Origin of the sequence: Nostoc sp., from assembly GCF_036916735.1 — a bacterium.
Lineage (GTDB): Bacteria > Cyanobacteriota > Cyanobacteriia > Cyanobacteriales > Nostocaceae > Nostoc.
In genome coordinates, this window is the sequence record NZ_JBALFV010000036.1 from 34,374 (window position 1) to 53,243 (window position 18,870).

An 18,870-nucleotide genomic window follows, 5' to 3' on the forward strand; every position below is an offset into this window, starting at 1 on the left:
ATTCTACCGACTGTGATTATCGTATCTAAGTTATAGATAGCGATTATGATTAGCTACATGGCTTGTAGCCAGAGAATTCAAAAGTTGTTTGACATTGGCAAACTATGCCATTGAGGGAGCTTAAGACTCTTATTCCCCCCTTTTAAGGGGAGCGAGCGCGGTCTTCTCCCATTCGTGAGAAGCTAGCGCCTGAGGATGCACGGCTGTAGGGGTCTCCCCAAGTGGAACGACTGGCGTGGGTTAGGGGGGATCAACAAATATTTGATACTTCTCAGACATCCTCTTAGAAAATTTGCACAAGTTATACAAGTATTTATTCAGGAATATAACTTTATGACCTCAATCACAACTTATACTTACGATGCTGGCAAACTGATATCTCAGAGCATAGACAACAACAGCGATGGGACAATAGACTCAGTTATTACCTACAGCTATAACCTGACATTCAGTAGCTATGATTATTATAGCTTTGACGCCAGTGCTGACGGCATCGCTGCTACTGTTACAAGTTATACTTACAATGCCAACGGCAATCAGACATCCGAAAGCATTGACAACAACGGCGACGGCATTGCTGATTACGTAAAAACCTCTACTTATGATGCCAACGGCAACAAGACATCCGAAAGCATTGACGACAACGGCGACAGCATTGCTGATTACGTGGAAACCTTTACTTATGATGCCAACAGCAATCAGACATCCTATAGTCGTGACGAAAACGGCGACGGCATTGCTGATTACGTGGAAACCTTTACTTATGATGCCAATAGCAATCGGATATCTAAAAGCATTGACAACAACGGCGACGGCATTGCTAATTACGTGGAAACCTCTACTTATGATGCCAACGGCAAGGAGACATCCGAAAGCACTGATTACGACAGCGACGGCATTGCTGATTACGTGAAAACCTATACTTATGATGCTAACGGCAACAAGACATCTGAAAGCACTGACAGGAATGGCGACGGCATTGCTGATTTTGCTTACACTTATACTTATGATACCAACGGCAACAAGACATCCGAAAGCACTGACAGCAACGGCGACGGCATTGCTGATGGGGTCATAACCTATAGTTATACTTATGATGCCAACGGCAACAAGACATCCGAAAGCCTTGACTACAACAGCGACGGCATTGCTGAAGAGGTCACAACCTCTACTTATGATGCCAACGGCAACGAGACTTTCTCTAGTCAGGAAATAGCGGGCTACGTTACAAATAGCAGAACCGCTACATATGACGCCAATGGCAGGTTGACATCCAAAATTGTAAGTATTTTTAACAGCAACGATGGCTACGGTAACTATATCACAAACTACATTTATGATGACAACGGGAAATTGACATCCAAATTTGAGGCTGATCCTTATTCTAAAGCAACCTATACTTATGATGCTAACGGCAACGAGACATCCTATAGTCGTGACATCAATAGCGACGGCAAAGCTGATATTGTCAGTATCTCTACCTATGGACGCGCTACCGCCAGCTATGACTTTAACAATGATGGTGTAATTGATGCGGTTGGTACTTACATCTACGATTTTAGCGGCAAGCTGAAATCACAGGAGATTGACAATAATCAGGATGGCATTATTGATCAGGTGACTGCTTACAGCTACGATGATAACAACAGACTAGCAGCACAGGTAGTTGACAAAAATAATGATGGCATTGCTGATGAGATTACCAGTTACAACTATGATGCCAATGGCAAACTGACTACGGCAGATATTGACAACAACGGCAATGGTACTACTGATGCAGTTGCCAGTTATCTGTATGATGCCAACTCTCAACTGATCAGCCAGACTACTACACAAAGAAATGTTCCTGATAAAACCTTAAACGGTGGCAACTGTACAGATATACTCACAGGTAATGTTGGCAATGACAAAATTTCAGGTAAAAACGGCAACGATCAACTCTTTGGATTAGCTGGAAATGACAAACTAGTTGGTGGTAACGGTAATGACATCCTCAACGGCGGCGCTGGTAGTGATATTCTGACAGGCAGTAAGGGCGCTGATAAATTTGTATTTAACAACTTGAGTGATTCATTGCTGTCTGGCTTTGATAGAATTACTGATCTTAACATTTGTAAAGACAAAATTGTTGGTCTAAATGCAGTTTCAGCCGATAATTTGGTTCAACTTGGCACTGTTGCAAGTCTGAATCTTTTCGATGTACAACAGATATTGACTGCAACTGCTTTTGTGGCTAAAGGTGCGGCAACTTTTACCCTTAGTACAGGCAATAATGGGCGGACTTTTTTGGCACTTAATGACAATATTAATGGATTTTCTGCCCTCACTGATGCCGTGATTGAGATTAGTGGGTACAAAGGCAATTTAACTAACTTAGCCATTGTCTAAACCATGTGTTATCGATTGAATGAGAACACCAAAGTCCTTGCTGTAAAATCATTTCAGAATATTCGTAGGTTGGGTTAAGGCTTTGTAACAGAGTTTTAGCCTTAACTGAACTGTATTGTACCCTAATGTTCTGTAAGTTCAGTGTTTTGGATATGACAGAGAAAGTCTCATTGAAAAGGTTAGTTACTGGCAATTTTACAAATCACCATAATATGTGATTTGTATTTGTCAGTACTATAATGAATAAGTTGTAGTCCAGAACGTTCTAGTTCTTGCAAAAGTTTAGGTATTTCATACTTATGATGTCGCCAGATAGTAATTTCTTCACCTTGAGATATTTCAATCTTCTTATCTATCCCCATTTGAATAAAATTTAGAGTGTAACTATGGCGAAGTTTCATATTAGCAACTATACTATCTGTTTTTAAATCATACTTTCTGATCAATTCACAATCTTCAGATTTAATTCCAATCTTGCTTTTAACCCATCCATATATTTCTTCTACATGATACTTGCAGCCACCTCTAACGTTTCCATCCCATTGAGAGGTAGAACCAGTTTCATTAGTAAACACCAGAAAATCATTTTTTTCCATGCTATCTCTAAAGTTTTTTAGTACCTTATCTCTATTTTGATGATTACCGATAGTAACACCTAAGTGGAAAAAGATTTTTGCTGTGTCGTCAAGTTCAAGGCTAACTTTATTTTGGAATAAACTTTTGGGCACACAACTATTTTCTATGTCAATTGTGGAACTGATGAACTCGACTAGAGGAAACCATTTGGTAAAATTATTTTTGGATACATGAAGCAATTCTTCGCTGATATCTAAAGCTATATATTTATTAATTTTTCCTAGTTTATTAAGTCTTTTAATAAACTTTTTCACTGGATATGAATTTCCTGCACCAACATCTACAATATTGACTTTATTACCAGTTTGGATATTGCAATTCAAGTATTGAAAATTGTCCTTTAAAAGTTCAATTTCTACATTTGATGTTCGATACCATGTTGGAATCACATATTTTCGATAAAAATCATCCCATATTTTTGCTCCTCTACCTTTATAAGAATACTTTAGAGGGATTTCTCGTCTAACTTCTAATGCATGAATTATCCCTAAAACTTCTTCTTCAGAAAAAATAGAGTAGAACTCAGAACTTGGCTTTGCTGTGCGATTGATAGCAGTTGACATATCCGAGGGAAGTTGGGAATTGCTATGAAAATTTTGAGCCATTATTCTTGTTCTTTGGTTTTCTTCGGTATTTAAGATTAGCCGCAATGCTTGCCAAAGAGGTATTTTCCCATACCGTTGTCCCAAAATTTGGAATTTCCACCATAAATAGATGATACATTCCCCCCTCTCAACTGACCAATTGTTTTTTTACAATCAAAATACGAGATAATTTTCCAAAGATACAGGGGTGAATTCCAGTGGTTCAGCAACCAGAACTCCAGGAAACTTCGTCGATACAGTCAATCCAGCGTGTGCTTAAGAGTTTAAGCACTTACCGATGGACTTCGCTAGGAGCATTAGTTAGCTTGTTGCTGTTGACGATCGCAAACGCAGTTACCCCACAACTATTTCGGTGGGGAATTGATCAGGGCATTATTCAACAAAACCTCCAAATTGTGCTATATAGCGCCGCTTGGATGGTACTCGCCGCGATCGCTCGTGGTGTATTTAACTTTGGACAAAGCTATTTAGCAGAAGCAGTGTCTCAAGGTGTAGCTTATGAGCTGCGAAACAAAATTTTCAGCAAAATTCAAAATCTCAGTTTCAGTTATCATGACCAGGCGCAGACTTCCCAACTGTTAACCCGTGTCACCAGCGATATTGAGCAGATCCGTACCTTTGTTGGCACTAGCTTAATTCAGGTCGTCAGTTCAATTGTGACATTGGTGAGTATTTCAGTGATTTTGCTGATAATGAACTGGAAACTAGCACTGATTACACTAACGGCAGTGCCCCTAAATGCATGGTTGATGGCACAATTTGTGACTCGGAATAACAAACTTTTTCGGCAAGTCCAAGAGCAACTAAGCGACCTCAATGCTGTATTGCAAGAGAACTTGTTAGGAATACGGGTGGTAAAAGCTTTTGTGCGGGAATCAACCGAAAGGTCGCGTTACACGACCATGAATGATGGTCTAGTCAAGGCAAACATGAAGACCATTAGCGCCATCCACAATATCTTCCCCTTCATCTTTTTGGTGAGTAACTTGGTAACACTGGCAGTTTTCGCCTACGGGGGAGCACAAGTGATTGGGCGGAGGTTCTCCATTGGCGAACTGGTGGCGTTTAACTCCTACTTAGCATTGATTCTCCAACCAATTTTGTTAATTGGATTTGCTGCACCGGCGATCGCTCAATCAGCTGCTTCCGCCGAACGAGTCTACGAAGTTGTAGACGCACAAGTAGAAATTCACGATTGCCCCGGCGCTGTCCCATTTGACACCTGTGGCGGTAGAATCACCTTTGAAAATGTTTCCTTTCGCTATCCGGGATCTAGCATTGAAACTCTTAAAGAAGTTTCCTTTGAAACCAAACCCAACGAGCTGATTGCCGTTTTAGGGATGACTGGTTCCGGGAAAAGCACAATTATGAATTTAATTCCCCGCTTTTACGATGTCACGGGGGGAGCGGTTCGCATTGACGGACGAGATGTAAAAGGTTTCACCCTCAAAAGCCTCAGATCGCGGATTGGTATTGTATTTCAGGAAACCACCCTTTTCTCTGGTACAATCCGCGAAAATATTGCCTACGCAAAACCCGATGCAACTCTAGATAAGGTGATTGAGGTTGCCAAAACTGCACAAATACACGATTTTATCAGTAGTCTACCCGATGGCTACGAGACAATTGTGGGTGAACGGGGTGTAGGCTTATCTGGTGGACAAAAACAACGAATTGCGATCGCTCGTACCTTACTGACTGATTACAGCATTCTGATTTTGGACGATAGCACCTCGGCTATAGATGCTAAAACGGCTGCCCATATTCAAGCCGAACTAGATAGCTTAATGCGCCAAAAAGCTTGTACAACTTTTGTAGTAGCTCAACGCATCAGCACCGTCAAGAATGCCGATCGCATTTTTCTCATAGATAAAGGACGATTGGTAGCACAAGGCACTCACGAAGAATTAATGCAAACCAGCCCACTCTACGGTGTGATTTTGGAATCTCAAGTAAAGACGAAAGAAAAAAATGATACCAAACTAAAATAAATAGTCTTGCGTAAGATTTTTTCACAGCCTTGTAATCAAGACAAAGACTTTTAATCCAAAATCCAAAATCGTTCGACTGAGCGTAGCCGAAGTCCAAAATCTCAAATTCAAAAATGCTATGAGAGGCACAGTTTCCGTTGTTGCATCTGAGGATGAAGCGAGTCAGCAACTCTCTACCCTGCGGCGCTTTTTGCAATACCTGCTACTTTATCGCAAAGAAATTCCCATTGCCCTAACATTAGTATTTATTGGTGCTGTAACCCAGGCAATTGGGCCGTTTTTCCTCGGTTGGTCGATTGATCACCTTATTAAACAAGGTAATTTGCAAGGACTACTAGTTTTATTAGGACTACTAGCTCTAAACTACGCACTTAGCGTATTAGCAATCCGGGGTCAAATTATTCGAGTCGGCTGGATTATGCAGCGATTGCTGGCTCAACTAAGGCAAGATATTTTTACTAAAATCCAAAGTCTGCCACTTAGCTTTTTTGATCGCAGCGAAGCAGGCGATTTAATGAGCCGCCTACTGAATGATGTTAATACCGTGAATCAGGCATTTGGACTGACGATCGCCCAAATGCTGGGCAACACTTTCAGTTTGGTAGGTATTATCATTGCGATGCTCTCAATCAACTTAAAACTTGGTTTGTTGAGTAATCTGGTTGTGCCACTGATGATTTTTACCACAAGCTTGTTTGCCCGTTGGGCAAGAGCCAGATTTCGCGTTACCCGACAAACTATTGGGCAGCTTTCCGCCAAGTTAGAAGAAGATATTAGCAGTGTCAGAGAAGCACAAGCATTTAATCGTGTACAGATGAATATTGCAGAGTTCGACGTTCTTAACGCTGCCAATAGAGATGCTAACGTCGAGGCTGTAGCAATTACTTCGGCTTTTTTACCCTCCATTGATTTTTTGAACACACTGGCAACCGCAGGCGTGCTGGCTTATGGTGGTTATCTCGCGGTCACGGGAGGTGCAACAGTAGGTGTAATAACATCTTTTTTACTTTACGTCCAGCAGTTCTTCCGCCCGATCCAAATTCTCAGCCAGTTTTACACCCAAGCTCAATCTGCCTTCGCCGGATTAGAGCGAATCTTTCTATTGCTAGATGAACCCTCACAACTCAAAGATGCACCCGATGCCACAGAAATGCCGCCTATTCAGGGTGAAGTGACATTCGAGAATGTCAAGTTTGGCTACAACCCAGATCAACTGGTTCTCAAAGGGGTGAATTTACACGCCTATCCAGGACAGATGATTGCATTGGTAGGGCCGACTGGTTCGGGAAAAAGTACAATTATTAACTTGATTTTGCGCTTCTACGATGTATCTGGCGGTGCAGTGAGAATTGATGATATTGATGTGCGTAGTGTTACTCAAGCAAGTCTGCGGCGACAAATTGGCATCGTTCTGCAAGACAATATTTTGTTTAGCGGCACTGTAGCCGAAAATATAGCTTTTGGCGCTCCTTACGCCACTCAAGCTGATATCGAAGCGGCTGCACAGCTAGCAAACGTGCATGAGTTCATTACCTCACTACCACAAGGTTATACAACTCAATTGGGTGAACGGGGCGCACCATTGAGCCAAGGACAGCGACAACTAATTAGTATTGCTCGTGCAGTGTTGATTAATCCCCGAATACTGATTCTTGATGAAGCGACCAGCAGCATTGACACGCGTACAGAAGCGTTAGTACAAACTGCGATTGCTCGCTTGCTGCAAAATCGTACCAGCTTCGTAATTGCTCACCGCCTCAGTACAGTTACCCAGGCAGATCAAGTATTAGTAATTCAGCAAGGACAAATTGTAGAGCAGGGTACTCACGCCGAACTCATCAATCAGCAAGGTGTCTATGCCAACCTTTATGCTCTGCAACTGGGTGCAGCAGACAACGATTCTTGAAAAGGAAAAGTAAAATATATATAGCTCTAATTTATCAATTGCCAGCAAAAAAATGAAGCTACCTGACCTCGATTCACAAACCATTGATCGCATCATTGAGATGGCATGGGAAGATAGAACATCTTTTGATGCTATTGAGGCTCAGTTTGGGCTGCTGGAGAAACAGGTAATCGCCCTAATGAGGCGCGAAATGAAAGAATCTAGTTTCCAGATGTGGCGAGAGCGAGTCACCAAACGCGGTACAAAACATTTATCTAAGCGAGAATTTCTTGTAGGTCGGTTTAAATCGCACAATCAAAAAACGTAAGTAAGTAGGAGAGCGACGCCGAATAGCCCGCACTTCTCTACGAGACGCTGCGCGTAGCTTGCTTCCCCGTAGGGGTACGACTGCGCTCAGTGACCGTCGTAGACATCGCTTTTTTGTGATATGTTCAATTAAAATATCGTTCACAACCATCAAAGACTAAAGTGCTGTAGAACAAATAAGCCCGCATCGTGCTTCTCCCTGCCGCAGGCATCGCGAAGCATTAATTGAGTGAAAACTATCAAATTCAGAAGCACAATGGCAAAAGTTACACTCTACATTGCAGCTAGTTTGGATGGCTACATCGCTCGCAGTCTTGGCGGAATTGATTGGCTATCAATCCTTGATACAGAAGGTGAAGACTACGGTTACACTGCTTTCTACGAATCTATTGATGCTATTGTGTTAGGTAGCAAAACCTATGAAGTAGGGCTTGGTTTTGATGAATGGCCTTATCCAGAAAAAAAATCCTTCGTTTTCACCCAGCGCCCTCTCCAATCTGACCGTGAGGACGTTATATTTGTTTCTGATACAGTGAAACTCGCCTTAGCAAATATACAGGCTCAAGGTTATGAAAACATCTGGTTAGTTGGTGGTGGATCATTAATCAATTCGTTTCTTCAGCACAGCTTGATTGACGAATATATTGTTTCAATTATTCCAATTCTCTTAGGTGGCGGTATACAGCTTTTCCCACCCCCTAGCCCTGAAGAAGAATTGGAACTGATTAGCTCAAAACAATATTCTACCGGCTTACTTCAGGTACATTATAGGCGAAAACAGAAGGTTGAAAAAATTCATAATTCATAATTACGTGACTGCCATCATTAGGCAATGGAATCATATCATGTTCAGTTTAACACTTATGATTATGATTGACGCAAGGAAACTTTCATAATAAGTGATTAGCTGGACTTAATATCAAACACTTTTGAATTACGAATTACGAATTACATTAGCGTTCGCGTAGCGTCTCGTAGAGAGGAACAAGCGTCATTACGAATTAGCTAAAGAAGTTTCTCAACAGCGTTGCTGAAGTCCTCGTATGGTGAAACTCCTACGATAGTTTCTGCTAAAGCACCATCTTTAAACATTAAAACTGCTGGGATACTGCGAAGACCGAATTTTTTGAAAATTGGCTTGTTGCTGTCAACGTCTACCTTAACAACTTTGGCGCGACCTTTGTATTCCTCGGCAAGTTGATCCATTAACGGACTGACCAAGCGACACGGGCCACACCATGTAGCAGTAAAATCCACAACAACAACTTTCTCTTCACTTTCAGTTAAAACAGTATCAAATTCACTTTCTTGAACGTAAGCAACTATGTTAGTATCTGTAGACATTTTTAATCCTTTACTGTCAAACTAAAATTTCCGCAAAAAGCTAACTATACAAACTATACTCCCTTCTGCCTGTCAGATTCACCAGTAATTTACATTGGGAAACCCCTGCAACTGAACTTTTGCTGAATAATATAGATTTAATAACATACAAGTTTCTGACGTAGGGTGCGTTAATACACCTTACGAACCGACATAATCCAAAAGGCGTAGACGCGTCAAGAGTCATTCTCTGGATCAAACAGCTCTAACAAGCCAATTGTGCCTACAAAAAAAGTATAAGTAGCATATTTTATTGGCATCTTTTTTCTTAAAGGTGCATAAAAAGCTGCTACAATGCTTTCGATAAAATGGCTAGTCATGGCAAAACGCTCAATCCAAAAAATTGGATTAAGGCTGCTTGGTAGATTAGTATTAGTTATTAATGCATAAATATTCCATGATTCCAATCCAATCGCGCTTGTTATAAGCACTGTAGATATAATTTTTATAAATGTAAAAATATCTCTTTTTATAAGCTTTAAGTTCATAGCATTTACAAAAAATTGTTTAAAATATCTAGTAAGACTCGGTGAAGTAACAGACAAGTTCATCTGTAAAGAGTTATGTAAAAACTCTCTAAAACTGTTATTTAGCCGTATCCTCTGTGGTAGCCTGCGGCAAACCAATTCTCTACAAGACACTTTGCGTAGCTTGCTTCGATCTAGGAGTATGCGTCTAGGTTTTTCCGGTACTCATACGTAAGTCCTATGTATTATCTAAAATTTCTCTCAAGTCAACCAATCTTATATCATGATTTCCATTTTTGTAAAAGGCTCTACAAATACGGGCATGGTATAATTAAGCCTGCTATACCCGTAAACACTACTACCGCAAGGCAAAAGCCAAAAGTCACGCATAATAATTGTATTTCAAGCTTTTGCGCCATTTGAAATGCTATGTTTATTTACGCTGTGCTGTACTACAAGTAATGAAGATTAAAACAGTCAACACTCAACAGTCAACAGTTATCAGTTATCACGGTTTGAGTCGGGAATTTAACCTCGACTTAAACACACCACTTCTATTCGTGGGGGACTCTGACTCCCAACTGATAACTGTTAAATCACCAGATATTTAAAAAATGGTGAACTGTGGAATAATACATAGGTGGTAAATTTAACTGTATTCAGTAGATTGATAAAAAATGTAAAGCCATGATTGCTCAACATTACAACTCAACTCGTCTTGAAAATAACTTGCTTAAACAAATCAAGATTAAAGAAAATCAACTAAAAATTGCACAAGAATCTAATCTGCTCCATGTAGCAGACGCATTACAAGATGAATTATTAAAGTTACAAGGTCAATTATCAGAGTCGCAAGACGTTGAAGTTCAAGCGCTAATGAGTTTACTAGACGATTAAGATTATAAATTTGTGTTACAAAGTTTATTGAAACCCAAAAACTCTGTTAAGGCAAGCAGAGCATAGTGATTGTGATGACTGGGGCTTCTAAGGTTTCATCAACGCATGATTTTTACCTAATTAAGATATTAGGGTTTTGCTGAGTATGAGGTATTTTTATCTGCGGTAGTGAATCAATCTTAAGAACAGGTTTAATTGAGCGCAGTTGCCTTTGCCTTAAAATTTGAATTTCTCTTTCCATCAAATTTTTTCCTTGCCTAAAAAATTCTTGAGAGTTATATGGAACTAAGTCACGGGATAAATGTTGAGCTTGTGCTGGAGTCAAACTAGGAAGGGGTTGTTCAGCATTGGCAGAAGTTTGTATAGCCAGTAAAAAAGCTGTTGATAGCACCAAGGGTTTTATTTTTATACATCCGGTAAATATCAGGTTTAACATAATTGATACATCTGTTGCGTAAGTGCTATTTCAACCATCTTGTGGTGGTCTGATTATAAACAAAGTATACTTATTGGCTTACTAATTACTTCCCACAAATGGGTGAATTAATCAGCTAAAGTTTTATCGAAGAGCAATATTGGCATCAGTCATCAGAATATAGGAACTGAGCTATGACTAAACGATTATCATCAAGATCATGAACATTAATTAGATAAATAGTAAAATACTTGTTTGTCTCCTAAATGAACGGATAAAAGTTGAGACAAGCAGTAGAAATCAGTATGATAGAAGATTGGCGGATCTGGTAGCTCCCTTTGGGTTGGTTGCTGATAGATACATTAGGTTAATCCAGCTTAAGGTTTCTCTTGTAGAGACGATGTTTTTGGCGGGCTACGCCTACGCTAAGAGGATGTTTGAAAAGCTATATTTGTTACCCAAAGTGTCTAATTCCCTCCTAACCCCCCTTGTAAATGGGGAGAATAGTCTCTTAGAGCAAGCTTTTATAAGGGGGGTTGCGGGGGTAATATCAAAATTTAATGTGTTATACGACACTTTTCAAACACCCTCTAAGACAATAAAGAGTTTGCACAACGGAGGTTTAATACTAATCTGATAGACTATCTTAAATTTGAAATTATAAAACTGGTAGCTCAGGGCTGATAACTAAACTATGAGTGATGCCTTATTCTGTATCGAAAATCTGCAAGTTGCCTATCCTGGGCGCAGTGGAGAACAAGCAACCTGGGCGGTTGATGATGTATCTTTCACCTTGCAGCCAGGTGAAAGAATGGGATTGGTAGGAGAGTCGGGTTGTGGTAAGTCAACTATAGGACGGGCAGTAATGCGTTTACTACCAACCTCTAGTCGGATTAAGGGACGGGTGACATTTCAAGGACAGTCGGTGTTTGACTTGATGCCTAATCAGTTGCGGAAATTTCGGGGAGAAACGATCGCCTTAATTTTTCAAGATCCCATGACACGCCTCGATCCGTTAATGACGATTGGTAAGCATTGTATCGAAACCCTCCAGGCGCACTCACCAGAATTATCAACGCAACTAGTCAAAGAAAAAGCACTTGCTACCTTGGCAAAGGTGAATATTCCAGCTAGTCGGTGGAATCAGTATCCCCACGAGTTTAGCGGCGGAATGCGCCAACGGGTAGCGATCGCTTTAGCTTTACTCCTCAACCCCAAGTTAATTGTTGCCGATGAACCCACCACCAGTTTAGATGTTACCGTTTCCGCGCAGATATTGAAAGAATTAACTCGTCTGTGCGGTGAAGAAAACATGGGATTGTTGCTGATTTCTCACGATTTGGCAATGGTAGCTGAGTATTGCGATCGCATTGGCGTTATGTACAACGGTAAGATGGTGGAAATGGGTTCTACAGAAACCGTATTTAGACACCCTCAACATGAATACACGCAATCGCTCTTAAAAGCAGCTTTACATATTCAAGCAGTAAATAATGACGGAGAATTGATAATTGTCAATGACTCAGAAAAGCAATTACCGATTATTAATACACAATCCCCAATTTTGAGTGTCAGTGAACTCAAGCAACACTATACTATAGAACCTAACTTTATCGAACGACTGTTTAAGGCACAAGCCCAGACAATTAAAGCAGTAGATGGTATCAACCTAGATATTTATCCCGGAGAAATTCTCGGCTTAGTTGGGGAATCAGGTTGTGGTAAAAGTACACTATCACGAACAATTTTGCAACTAATTCGTCCCACTAGTGGCAAAGTTGAGTTTTTAGGACGGGATTTAACTAAACTGTCGCCTCAAGAAATTCGCTCCTCACGGCGACAAATACAAATGGTTTTTCAAGATCCCCATGCTTGTCTCAATCCAGCCATGACAGTGGGGCAAAGTATCGCTGATCCTTTATTTATCCACAATTTAGCCGATCCTGTTCAGGCAAAAGAACAGGTTTTATGGATGCTAGAGAAAGTTGGGTTAACACCACCAAAAGTGTATTATGAGCGTTATCCATCAGATTTGTCTGGGGGACAACAGCAAAGAGTTGCGATCGCTCGTGCTTTAATTACTCACCCTAAACTTTTGATCTGTGATGAACCAGTGAGTATGTTAGACGCTAGCGTACAGTCGCAAGTGCTGGATTTGATGTTGCAATTAAAAGAAGAATTTGAGTTAACTTATCTGTTCATCACTCACGATCTTTGGTTAGCTCGATTTTTGTGCGATCGTATTGCCGTGATGAATAGCGGTAAAATTGTCGAACTCGGTCTGACAAAAACCATTTTTGCTAATCCTCAGCATCCTTATACCAAAACCTTACTAGCTGCTGCCCCTTTACTAGCACGCGCTTAACTAAACAAAGCGAGGAGTTATGAATTACTAACTCCTGTACAGACGCGATTAATCGCGTCTCTAACTCCTAACTCTCTTCCCTCCCTTCAAGTAATTTAGTTGGTTCTCCAGTCGAACCATATAGCTCAACATATCTTTTAAACAGCAACGCAGTCTCGTGATTTGAAGTCCTGCTTAAATTGAATAAACGTCCTATATTTTTATCAGCTAAAGCTCTCAGATACGGCAAATCTTCAAATAGTGTCAAACAAGAAGCAAAATGCAATATTATTTGTAATAATGGCTTTGGCCACTCTAAATCACTATAAATATCTATAAAAAAGTGATGCTCTAAGTCATTTAACGGGAAAGCATGAAATATAACAAATATCCTTTTGTTATTGTAGACTGGGATACTCAGTTCAACACTGTAGGGAGTATGTAATATTAAATCCACCTCTACAATCGGTTGTCGCCAAATTCTCAGAGCATTAGCTGGTGAATCTAATATTGTTTGGAATTTAATTATTCCACCAGTATTTGTGGGCTGAAAGTGGCTAATTTGAAAAATTTTCAGGTTATTAAGGCTAAAGCTATGAACTGTTTCCAAATGCCTTAAATTCAATAAATGATAAATTTGGCAAATATAAGGAAAGGGTAAAATATACTCCTGGCTAATCATGTGGAGCTTTTTTAATTGAAGCTTGTTAGCTTGGGTTCGAGCGAGATATTCTTGATATTGACTAGGCCCTAAATCATTGCTATTAAAGCTTTCATCTGGCTTGAGATATAGCCAACTCAGAAAAAAGAAAGAGGCTGTAAATAGCTGAAATATTTCTAGAGGAGATAAATAACCATCAGCAAATGCAGCTATGCTTCTATCGGTTATGCCAAAAAGCCAAGATGGAATACCAAATAGCCAGATATTACTTTTGATTTGATCTATAAAAAGTGCTATCTCAACATTTGAGACATTCCTATCCTTATTCATACTTAAATCATTATTATTTTTAAAGCAATTAAGAAACATATAGCAATCCGATTTGATTCGGTGAATTACTTGTAGAGACTGGGGACACAACGACAAGCGGTAGTTGAATCTCGACTTGGCGGCAGTTGAATCTCGACTTTGCTCGATTACCGCGTAGCCGAAACTCGATTTTTGCGCAGTCGAAATTCAGTGCATCGCTAGAGACTGAGCAATAAAGATATACTGAGTTTTTTAAAATTAAATATGAGTACTATAATAAATACTTTTATTTTACTTAATAGTAGTTATTCATATTATGTATATTTATTTTAAGTTTAAATCTAAATATATAGTCACAACCTCTATCTTTAGTTGGATATACAAATTTTATTTAGTTAGATGGACTTAAAAGAAGTTATCATGAGCCGGGCTAAATAATACAAGTCATTGTTATATGCATATTCAGCTACAATAAAATTCTTTGAAATCTTGTTATTAAAGGAATCGATATTGTATTCTCTAATGCATAAATTAAAAGTAACAACCTTGCTACAATATTTCTGCTAGCTGAGTACAAAAATTTAAATTATTTATTAGAAAAGCGATATATAAATATTTAGATAAAAAAGTTGATTTTTCCTGATGTGAAAAATTTATATAATACCCTTTCTTTGTTAAAGCTGCATATATTTACCTCTGGAGCAAGACTTAGATTGTTTGCTCTCTCCTCATTCTCAGTTTGAAAGAGTGAGTATAAAGGTAAACGCAGTTTCAGTACCTTTGATGGTTTGTAGTAGCTTAAACGACATTTTTGTAGAAGCAGAGGCACTGCAAGGATGGCGATCGCATTTGAAGGAGGGTGATCGCTTCTGGTATTGTTTAGAAGGAGGGCATTTTTTCACTTTTCCCAGTATCAGCTTCTAGCAGAACAGCTACTCGACTTTTGAAAGTTTATATATGTGTCAGATTCGCTGTATGCCTGTTTGCGACTTGAAGGATTAGATGAGAATACATCTCAAGAAAGATGCGGCAAGTTAAATAATTGTGAGAGCTTAATCGTGTCCTAAATTATTTCAGGAAAGTCTAACAAATGGTTGTAGCTTTAGATGATACCAAGCGTAGCGCCATTGCTACAGAACTAGCAGATTTGAAAGCTATACAAGAGTTGTTAATTGCTAATGAACAAAAAGTACTACCTGCCGTAAGCAACGATCAAGAAATTAGCAAGCGCCTAAACGACTTTCTCAAAGATGACCAAGAAAACCTCACAGTGATCGAGGGAGTTATTTCAAAATTTGGTGGTGGTTCAGCACAGCCTAGAGACACCATACAGCAGTACATTGAGCAAGTAAAGCGTATAATAGATGGGGATGAGCTGACGCTGTACCAAAAGGTTTCTATTCACGAAAGGATTAAGCACCAAGCCGTAATGACTGGCTTAATTATCCATAAAGCTTCACAGGTGGTTGGTGATGATGTCAAAGAAGCTATTGGACCACTTAATCAAGTAAACTTTGAAAATCGTGCCCATCAAGAACAGTTGAAAGGTGTGCTAGAAGTGTTAGGTACAAGAGAACTTACAGGTCAAGACCCAGATCAAGGTGTTTGGGCGCGGACTCAAGATGCCGTTGCAGCTTTGAGAGGTGTATTTGATGGTCTAACAAAGTAGAAAAGTAGGCTGCTAATACAATGCAACACTTTCTTAACTTTTAGTTGAGTAAGTATCAATTAATAAATAATTCGAATAATTCCTTGTGATTTAAGGAAACTAAGAGCGATCGCACTCAGTTTGACATAAAAACTGAAATGCGATCGCTTTTTTTAGGAAAATATGTCGGAAACTCAGAGAGGTTAAAAGATGGTTCATCAGACATATACAGTTGATGTCCTAGTTGTCGGTGGGGGAACCGGAGGCAGTGCGGCTGCTATCCAAGCAGCGCGACGGGGAGCCAAAACGATTTTGGTGAGTGAATTTCCTTGGTTGGGAGGAATGCTGACTTCGGCTGGAGTATCTGCACCCGATGGCAACGAATTAGAAGCCTTTCAAACGGGATTATGGGGTGCATTTTTGCAGGAATTGCGACAACGACAGGCTGGAGGATTAGATAACAGCTGGGTAAGCTTTTTTAGTTACGATCCTCGGATTGGGGCAGAGATTTTTGCAGATTGGGTGCAGGAATTGCCAAATCTGCACTGGATTTCTGGACAAGTGCCAATAGAAGTGTTCCGACAGGGTGATTCTATTACTGGTGTGCGCTTTGCTGATTTTGCTGTCATAGCCAAAATTATTCTCGACGGCACAGAATTAGGAGATTTATTAGCTTTAGCTGAGATACCTCATCGCTGGGGCTGGGAATTGCAATCTGAGTGGGGAGAACCCAGCGCCCCAGTAGCTTTTAACTCTTTAACTGAAAGATATCCAGTGCAAGCGCCCACTTATGTAGTAATTATGCAAGACTTTGGTGAAGCAATGTCTAAGACGGTCACTGAGCGACTTGTGCCGAGCGAACTTGTACTGAGTGAAGTCGAAGTAGCCGAAGTAAGTCGAAGTGCGGGTGTAATTGTGGCACCAGAAATTCCGCCTGCGCCTAATTATAATCCATCCCAGTTTACAGGTGCTTGGGATGGCTATGGCGCAAAAACATTTTTGAATTATGGACGTTTGCCTGGTGGCCTGTTTATGATGAATTGGCCAATCTGTGGCAATGACTACGGCGAAGGAGTAGAGCGGTTGATAAAGTCAGATGTATCCAGAGGTGAATTTATTCAAGAATCTCGCTGGCACAGCCAAAATTTTGCCTATTTTATCCAAAATCAGCTTGGGCGTCGTTATGGTTTAGCAGAAAAAGTATTTCCTCACACTCCTACAGCTTTTGCACTGCATCCCTATTACCGGGAAAGCCGCCGCTTAGTGGGGTTAACTACTGTCCGAGAACAGGATATTTTGCCGATCGCTGGAGGTAAAGTTGCATCTATACATGAAGCGATCGCAATTGGTAACTACGCCAATGACCATCATTATCCTGGTGTTCAATTCCCACTGCAACCTAAATCTATCCGGTGGGGAGGACGTTGGACTGGTACTCCTTTTACAATTCCTTACAGTTCCCTCATTCCAGCCACAACAGATGGTTTTTTGGTTTGCGAAAAGAATATTTCTGTCTCCCACATTGCCAATGGGGCCACTAGATTACAACCTGTGGTTATGGGCATTGGTCAAGCAGCTGGGATGGCGGCAGCGATGTGTGTTGAGTTAAACTGCCAACCGAGGGATTTACCTGTTAAGGCGCTGCAAACGGCTTTATTAGAAGATAATCGCTCAAAAGCAGCAATTATTCCTTTATTTAATCTACCACCCAATCATTCGGATTGGCTGCACTGGCAATTGTATTACTTAAATAACCCACAAGCCTATCCAGCTAGTGGTGATTGCCCTTGCCCATCGTGGAATCAGTACTCTGACTCTACTTTTGGTAAGGCATTAGTTCGGGAAAGTAACTGTTTCCAAGGCATTTTTTACCGCTTGGATCAGCAGGAAAACAGATTCACTGTTACAGCACCAGCCATATATCAAGGGCAAAATTGGCAGCTTGTGACTTTGCGATCGCATATCGACGAGCAATTACGCGCTTATCCTCACGAACAATTAATTACATTGTGGGGCTATCAAAACCACTCTGGTAATTGGTTATTAGTCGAACATTTAAACGGAGGATAAGAAGAGTTTATTTTCAGTAAAACAGAATACTTTTTGATGAATTGTCCGGATATCAATCAAAAAGCTAAGTATCAGTGAAGTGGAGAGTTCCAAAATAGACATCTGCTATGCGTGTTGCCATTTCACTTTTAGTCTCAAGTCTGGTATTCGGCCCCTTAGCTATTAACTGCCAAGCAATGGTTAATCACTTATCAACTGGGCTGCATTCCACGCCTGCTTCAAAACAGTTGCTCTCGGCGGCATCTGACGAACAAGCTTCAGATGACGCGCCACGTCATCGCGGTAGTGGGCGTAGAGAAGTGACGTAAAAATCTGAAAATATCTATGTTGTGGTTTAACTACCGTAAGGTAATGCCTTTTTTTCAAAACAAACAAAGTACCAGAAAACATAGTGTTGTAGTAACATTAGTTACACAGATTTTTTAGCACATATATATACAGTTGACACACGAAAATCTTTAGCGATCGCTTAGAATTTCAACTGCAAGCTTTGTATATATAGTTATCGTCAATCCTGGCGATCAAAACGCAAATTAAATTGAGTGCCTTGATCAACAGCATCACTAACTTCTCAAAAGGTACATAACTGCTCATATTCGATGGAAAGCTTTGCGTCTCAATCCTCAACTGTTCCAGAAATAGATGTTACTTAAGCTATGACTTAATCCAAAACACATCTAATTCAGACACCTTGCTTGTTGAGGAAACAGTCTTAAGGCAACTTCACTTTATTCCCAAATAGGTTTTCTCATAGATTGAGTAGCTGGCTATTTACATCAAGAAATAATTGCTCTTCGTTTTGGCATTTGTTTGGCGTCCTTTGCCGAAGCACAAAACCTCTTGC

The 18,870-nt window shown here is 40.2% G+C and carries 17 protein-coding genes; 12 read left to right on the top strand and 5 right to left on the bottom strand.

Annotated elements, in window-relative coordinates:
* The first annotated feature begins 333 nt into the window (after positions 1 to 333).
* On the top strand, positions 334 to 2,388 hold the full coding sequence (locus V7L20_RS09005; protein ID WP_334743741.1) for a bluetail domain-containing putative surface protein: 2,055 nt from the start codon (positions 334 to 336) through the stop codon (positions 2,386 to 2,388).
* Between the two features lie 179 nt (positions 2,389 to 2,567).
* On the opposite strand, the gene V7L20_RS09010 is transcribed toward V7L20_RS09005, so the two are convergent.
* On the bottom strand, positions 2,568 to 3,629 hold the full coding sequence (locus V7L20_RS09010; RefSeq protein WP_334743771.1) for an L-histidine N(alpha)-methyltransferase: 1,062 nt from the start codon (positions 3,627 to 3,629) through the stop codon (positions 2,568 to 2,570).
* A gap of 197 nt (positions 3,630 to 3,826) precedes the next feature.
* Between V7L20_RS09010 and V7L20_RS09015 the strand changes: the two genes are divergently transcribed.
* The 4 genes from V7L20_RS09015 (at position 3,827) to V7L20_RS09030 (ending at position 8,640) form a co-directional block, all read left to right on the top strand.
* On the top strand, positions 3,827 to 5,620 hold the full coding sequence (locus V7L20_RS09015; protein ID WP_334743742.1) for an ABC transporter ATP-binding protein: 1,794 nt from the start codon (positions 3,827 to 3,829) through the stop codon (positions 5,618 to 5,620).
* A gap of 118 nt (positions 5,621 to 5,738) precedes the next feature.
* Positions 5,739 to 7,526, top strand: a complete 1,788-nt coding sequence (locus V7L20_RS09020; RefSeq protein WP_334743743.1) for an ABC transporter ATP-binding protein — start codon at positions 5,739 to 5,741, stop codon at positions 7,524 to 7,526.
* A gap of 52 nt (positions 7,527 to 7,578) precedes the next feature.
* Positions 7,579 to 7,833, top strand: a complete 255-nt coding sequence (locus tag V7L20_RS09025) for a TIGR03643 family protein (protein WP_334743744.1) — start codon at positions 7,579 to 7,581, stop codon at positions 7,831 to 7,833.
* Between the two features lie 255 nt (positions 7,834 to 8,088).
* Positions 8,089 to 8,640 (top strand): dihydrofolate reductase family protein, encoded by a 552-nt coding sequence (locus V7L20_RS09030; protein WP_334743745.1) that lies wholly within the window; start codon positions 8,089 to 8,091, stop codon positions 8,638 to 8,640.
* 197 nt (positions 8,641 to 8,837) lie between these two features.
* Here the strand turns inward: V7L20_RS09030 and trxA are convergent, their stop codons facing one another.
* Entirely contained in the window at positions 8,838 to 9,176 is a 339-nt protein-coding gene (gene trxA / locus V7L20_RS09035; protein ID WP_334743746.1) for a thioredoxin, read from the bottom strand.
* A 215-nt stretch (positions 9,177 to 9,391) separates the two neighbouring features.
* Positions 9,392 to 9,703, bottom strand: coding sequence for a hypothetical protein (locus V7L20_RS09040; protein ID WP_334743772.1), 312 nt, complete (start codon positions 9,701 to 9,703; stop codon positions 9,392 to 9,394).
* A gap of 440 nt (positions 9,704 to 10,143) precedes the next feature.
* Here V7L20_RS09040 and V7L20_RS09045 point away from each other — a divergent pair, with 440 nt between their 5' ends.
* On the top strand, positions 10,144 to 10,293 hold the full coding sequence (locus V7L20_RS09045) for a hypothetical protein (protein WP_334743747.1): 150 nt from the start codon (positions 10,144 to 10,146) through the stop codon (positions 10,291 to 10,293).
* A gap of 76 nt (positions 10,294 to 10,369) precedes the next feature.
* Positions 10,370 to 10,579, top strand: coding sequence for a hypothetical protein (locus V7L20_RS09050; RefSeq protein ID WP_334743748.1), 210 nt, complete (start codon positions 10,370 to 10,372; stop codon positions 10,577 to 10,579).
* 112 nt (positions 10,580 to 10,691) lie between these two features.
* Here the strand turns inward: V7L20_RS09050 and V7L20_RS09055 are convergent, their stop codons facing one another.
* A complete protein-coding gene (locus tag V7L20_RS09055) occupies positions 10,692 to 11,015 on the bottom strand; it encodes a hypothetical protein (RefSeq protein WP_334743749.1) in 324 nt (107 codons plus the stop codon).
* Between the two features lie 673 nt (positions 11,016 to 11,688).
* On the opposite strand from V7L20_RS09055, the gene V7L20_RS09060 reads away from it, so the two are divergent.
* Positions 11,689 to 13,359, top strand: coding sequence for an ABC transporter ATP-binding protein (locus V7L20_RS09060; RefSeq protein ID WP_334743750.1), 1,671 nt, complete (start codon positions 11,689 to 11,691; stop codon positions 13,357 to 13,359).
* 67 nt (positions 13,360 to 13,426) lie between these two features.
* Here V7L20_RS09060 and V7L20_RS09065 read toward each other — a convergent pair whose 3' ends face one another.
* Positions 13,427 to 14,329 carry a hypothetical protein gene (locus V7L20_RS09065; protein WP_334743751.1) on the bottom strand — a complete coding sequence of 301 codons (903 nt, stop codon included), beginning with the start codon at positions 14,327 to 14,329 and terminating at the stop codon, positions 13,427 to 13,429.
* A gap of 726 nt (positions 14,330 to 15,055) precedes the next feature.
* Here V7L20_RS09065 and V7L20_RS09070 point away from each other — a divergent pair.
* The 4 genes from V7L20_RS09070 (at position 15,056) to patX (ending at position 18,334) form a co-directional block, all read left to right on the top strand.
* Positions 15,056 to 15,232, top strand: a complete 177-nt coding sequence (locus tag V7L20_RS09070; RefSeq protein ID WP_334743752.1) for a hypothetical protein — start codon at positions 15,056 to 15,058, stop codon at positions 15,230 to 15,232.
* Positions 15,233 to 15,398: 166 nt separating this feature from the next.
* Positions 15,399 to 15,977 carry a hemerythrin HHE cation-binding protein gene (locus tag V7L20_RS09075; protein ID WP_334743753.1) on the top strand — a complete coding sequence of 193 codons (579 nt, stop codon included), beginning with the start codon at positions 15,399 to 15,401 and terminating at the stop codon, positions 15,975 to 15,977.
* A gap of 189 nt (positions 15,978 to 16,166) precedes the next feature.
* A complete protein-coding gene (locus V7L20_RS09080; RefSeq protein WP_334743754.1) occupies positions 16,167 to 18,026 on the top strand; it encodes an FAD-dependent oxidoreductase in 1,860 nt (619 codons plus the stop codon).
* A 107-nt stretch (positions 18,027 to 18,133) separates the two neighbouring features.
* Complete coding sequence (gene patX / locus V7L20_RS09085) at positions 18,134 to 18,334, top strand: heterocyst-inhibiting protein PatX (protein ID WP_334743755.1); 201 nt, start codon at positions 18,134 to 18,136, stop codon at positions 18,332 to 18,334.
* The last annotated feature ends 536 nt before the right edge of the window (positions 18,335 to 18,870 follow it).

Bases quoted from the DNA above. Each gene is read 5' to 3' on its own strand.
- V7L20_RS09005 (WP_334743741.1), top strand. From the start codon at position 334: ATGACCTCAATCACAACTTATACTTACGATGCTGGCAAACTGATATCT.
- V7L20_RS09010 (WP_334743771.1), bottom strand. From the start codon at position 3,629: ATGGCTCAAAATTTTCATAGCAATTCCCAACTTCCCTCGGATATGTCA.
- V7L20_RS09020 (WP_334743743.1), top strand. From the start codon at position 5,739: ATGAGAGGCACAGTTTCCGTTGTTGCATCTGAGGATGAAGCGAGTCAG.
- V7L20_RS09025 (WP_334743744.1), top strand. From the start codon at position 7,579: ATGAAGCTACCTGACCTCGATTCACAAACCATTGATCGCATCATTGAG.
- V7L20_RS09030 (WP_334743745.1), top strand. From the start codon at position 8,089: ATGGCAAAAGTTACACTCTACATTGCAGCTAGTTTGGATGGCTACATC.
- trxA (WP_334743746.1), bottom strand. From the start codon at position 9,176: ATGTCTACAGATACTAACATAGTTGCTTACGTTCAAGAAAGTGAATTT.
- V7L20_RS09040 (WP_334743772.1), bottom strand. From the start codon at position 9,703: ATGAACTTAAAGCTTATAAAAAGAGATATTTTTACATTTATAAAAATT.
- V7L20_RS09045 (WP_334743747.1), top strand. From the start codon at position 10,144: ATGAAGATTAAAACAGTCAACACTCAACAGTCAACAGTTATCAGTTAT.
- V7L20_RS09050 (WP_334743748.1), top strand. From the start codon at position 10,370: ATGATTGCTCAACATTACAACTCAACTCGTCTTGAAAATAACTTGCTT.
- V7L20_RS09055 (WP_334743749.1), bottom strand. From the start codon at position 11,015: ATGTTAAACCTGATATTTACCGGATGTATAAAAATAAAACCCTTGGTG.
- V7L20_RS09060 (WP_334743750.1), top strand. From the start codon at position 11,689: ATGAGTGATGCCTTATTCTGTATCGAAAATCTGCAAGTTGCCTATCCT.
- V7L20_RS09065 (WP_334743751.1), bottom strand. From the start codon at position 14,329: ATGAATAAGGATAGGAATGTCTCAAATGTTGAGATAGCACTTTTTATA.
- V7L20_RS09075 (WP_334743753.1), top strand. From the start codon at position 15,399: ATGGTTGTAGCTTTAGATGATACCAAGCGTAGCGCCATTGCTACAGAA.
- V7L20_RS09080 (WP_334743754.1), top strand. From the start codon at position 16,167: ATGGTTCATCAGACATATACAGTTGATGTCCTAGTTGTCGGTGGGGGA.
- patX (WP_334743755.1), top strand. From the start codon at position 18,134: ATGCGTGTTGCCATTTCACTTTTAGTCTCAAGTCTGGTATTCGGCCCC.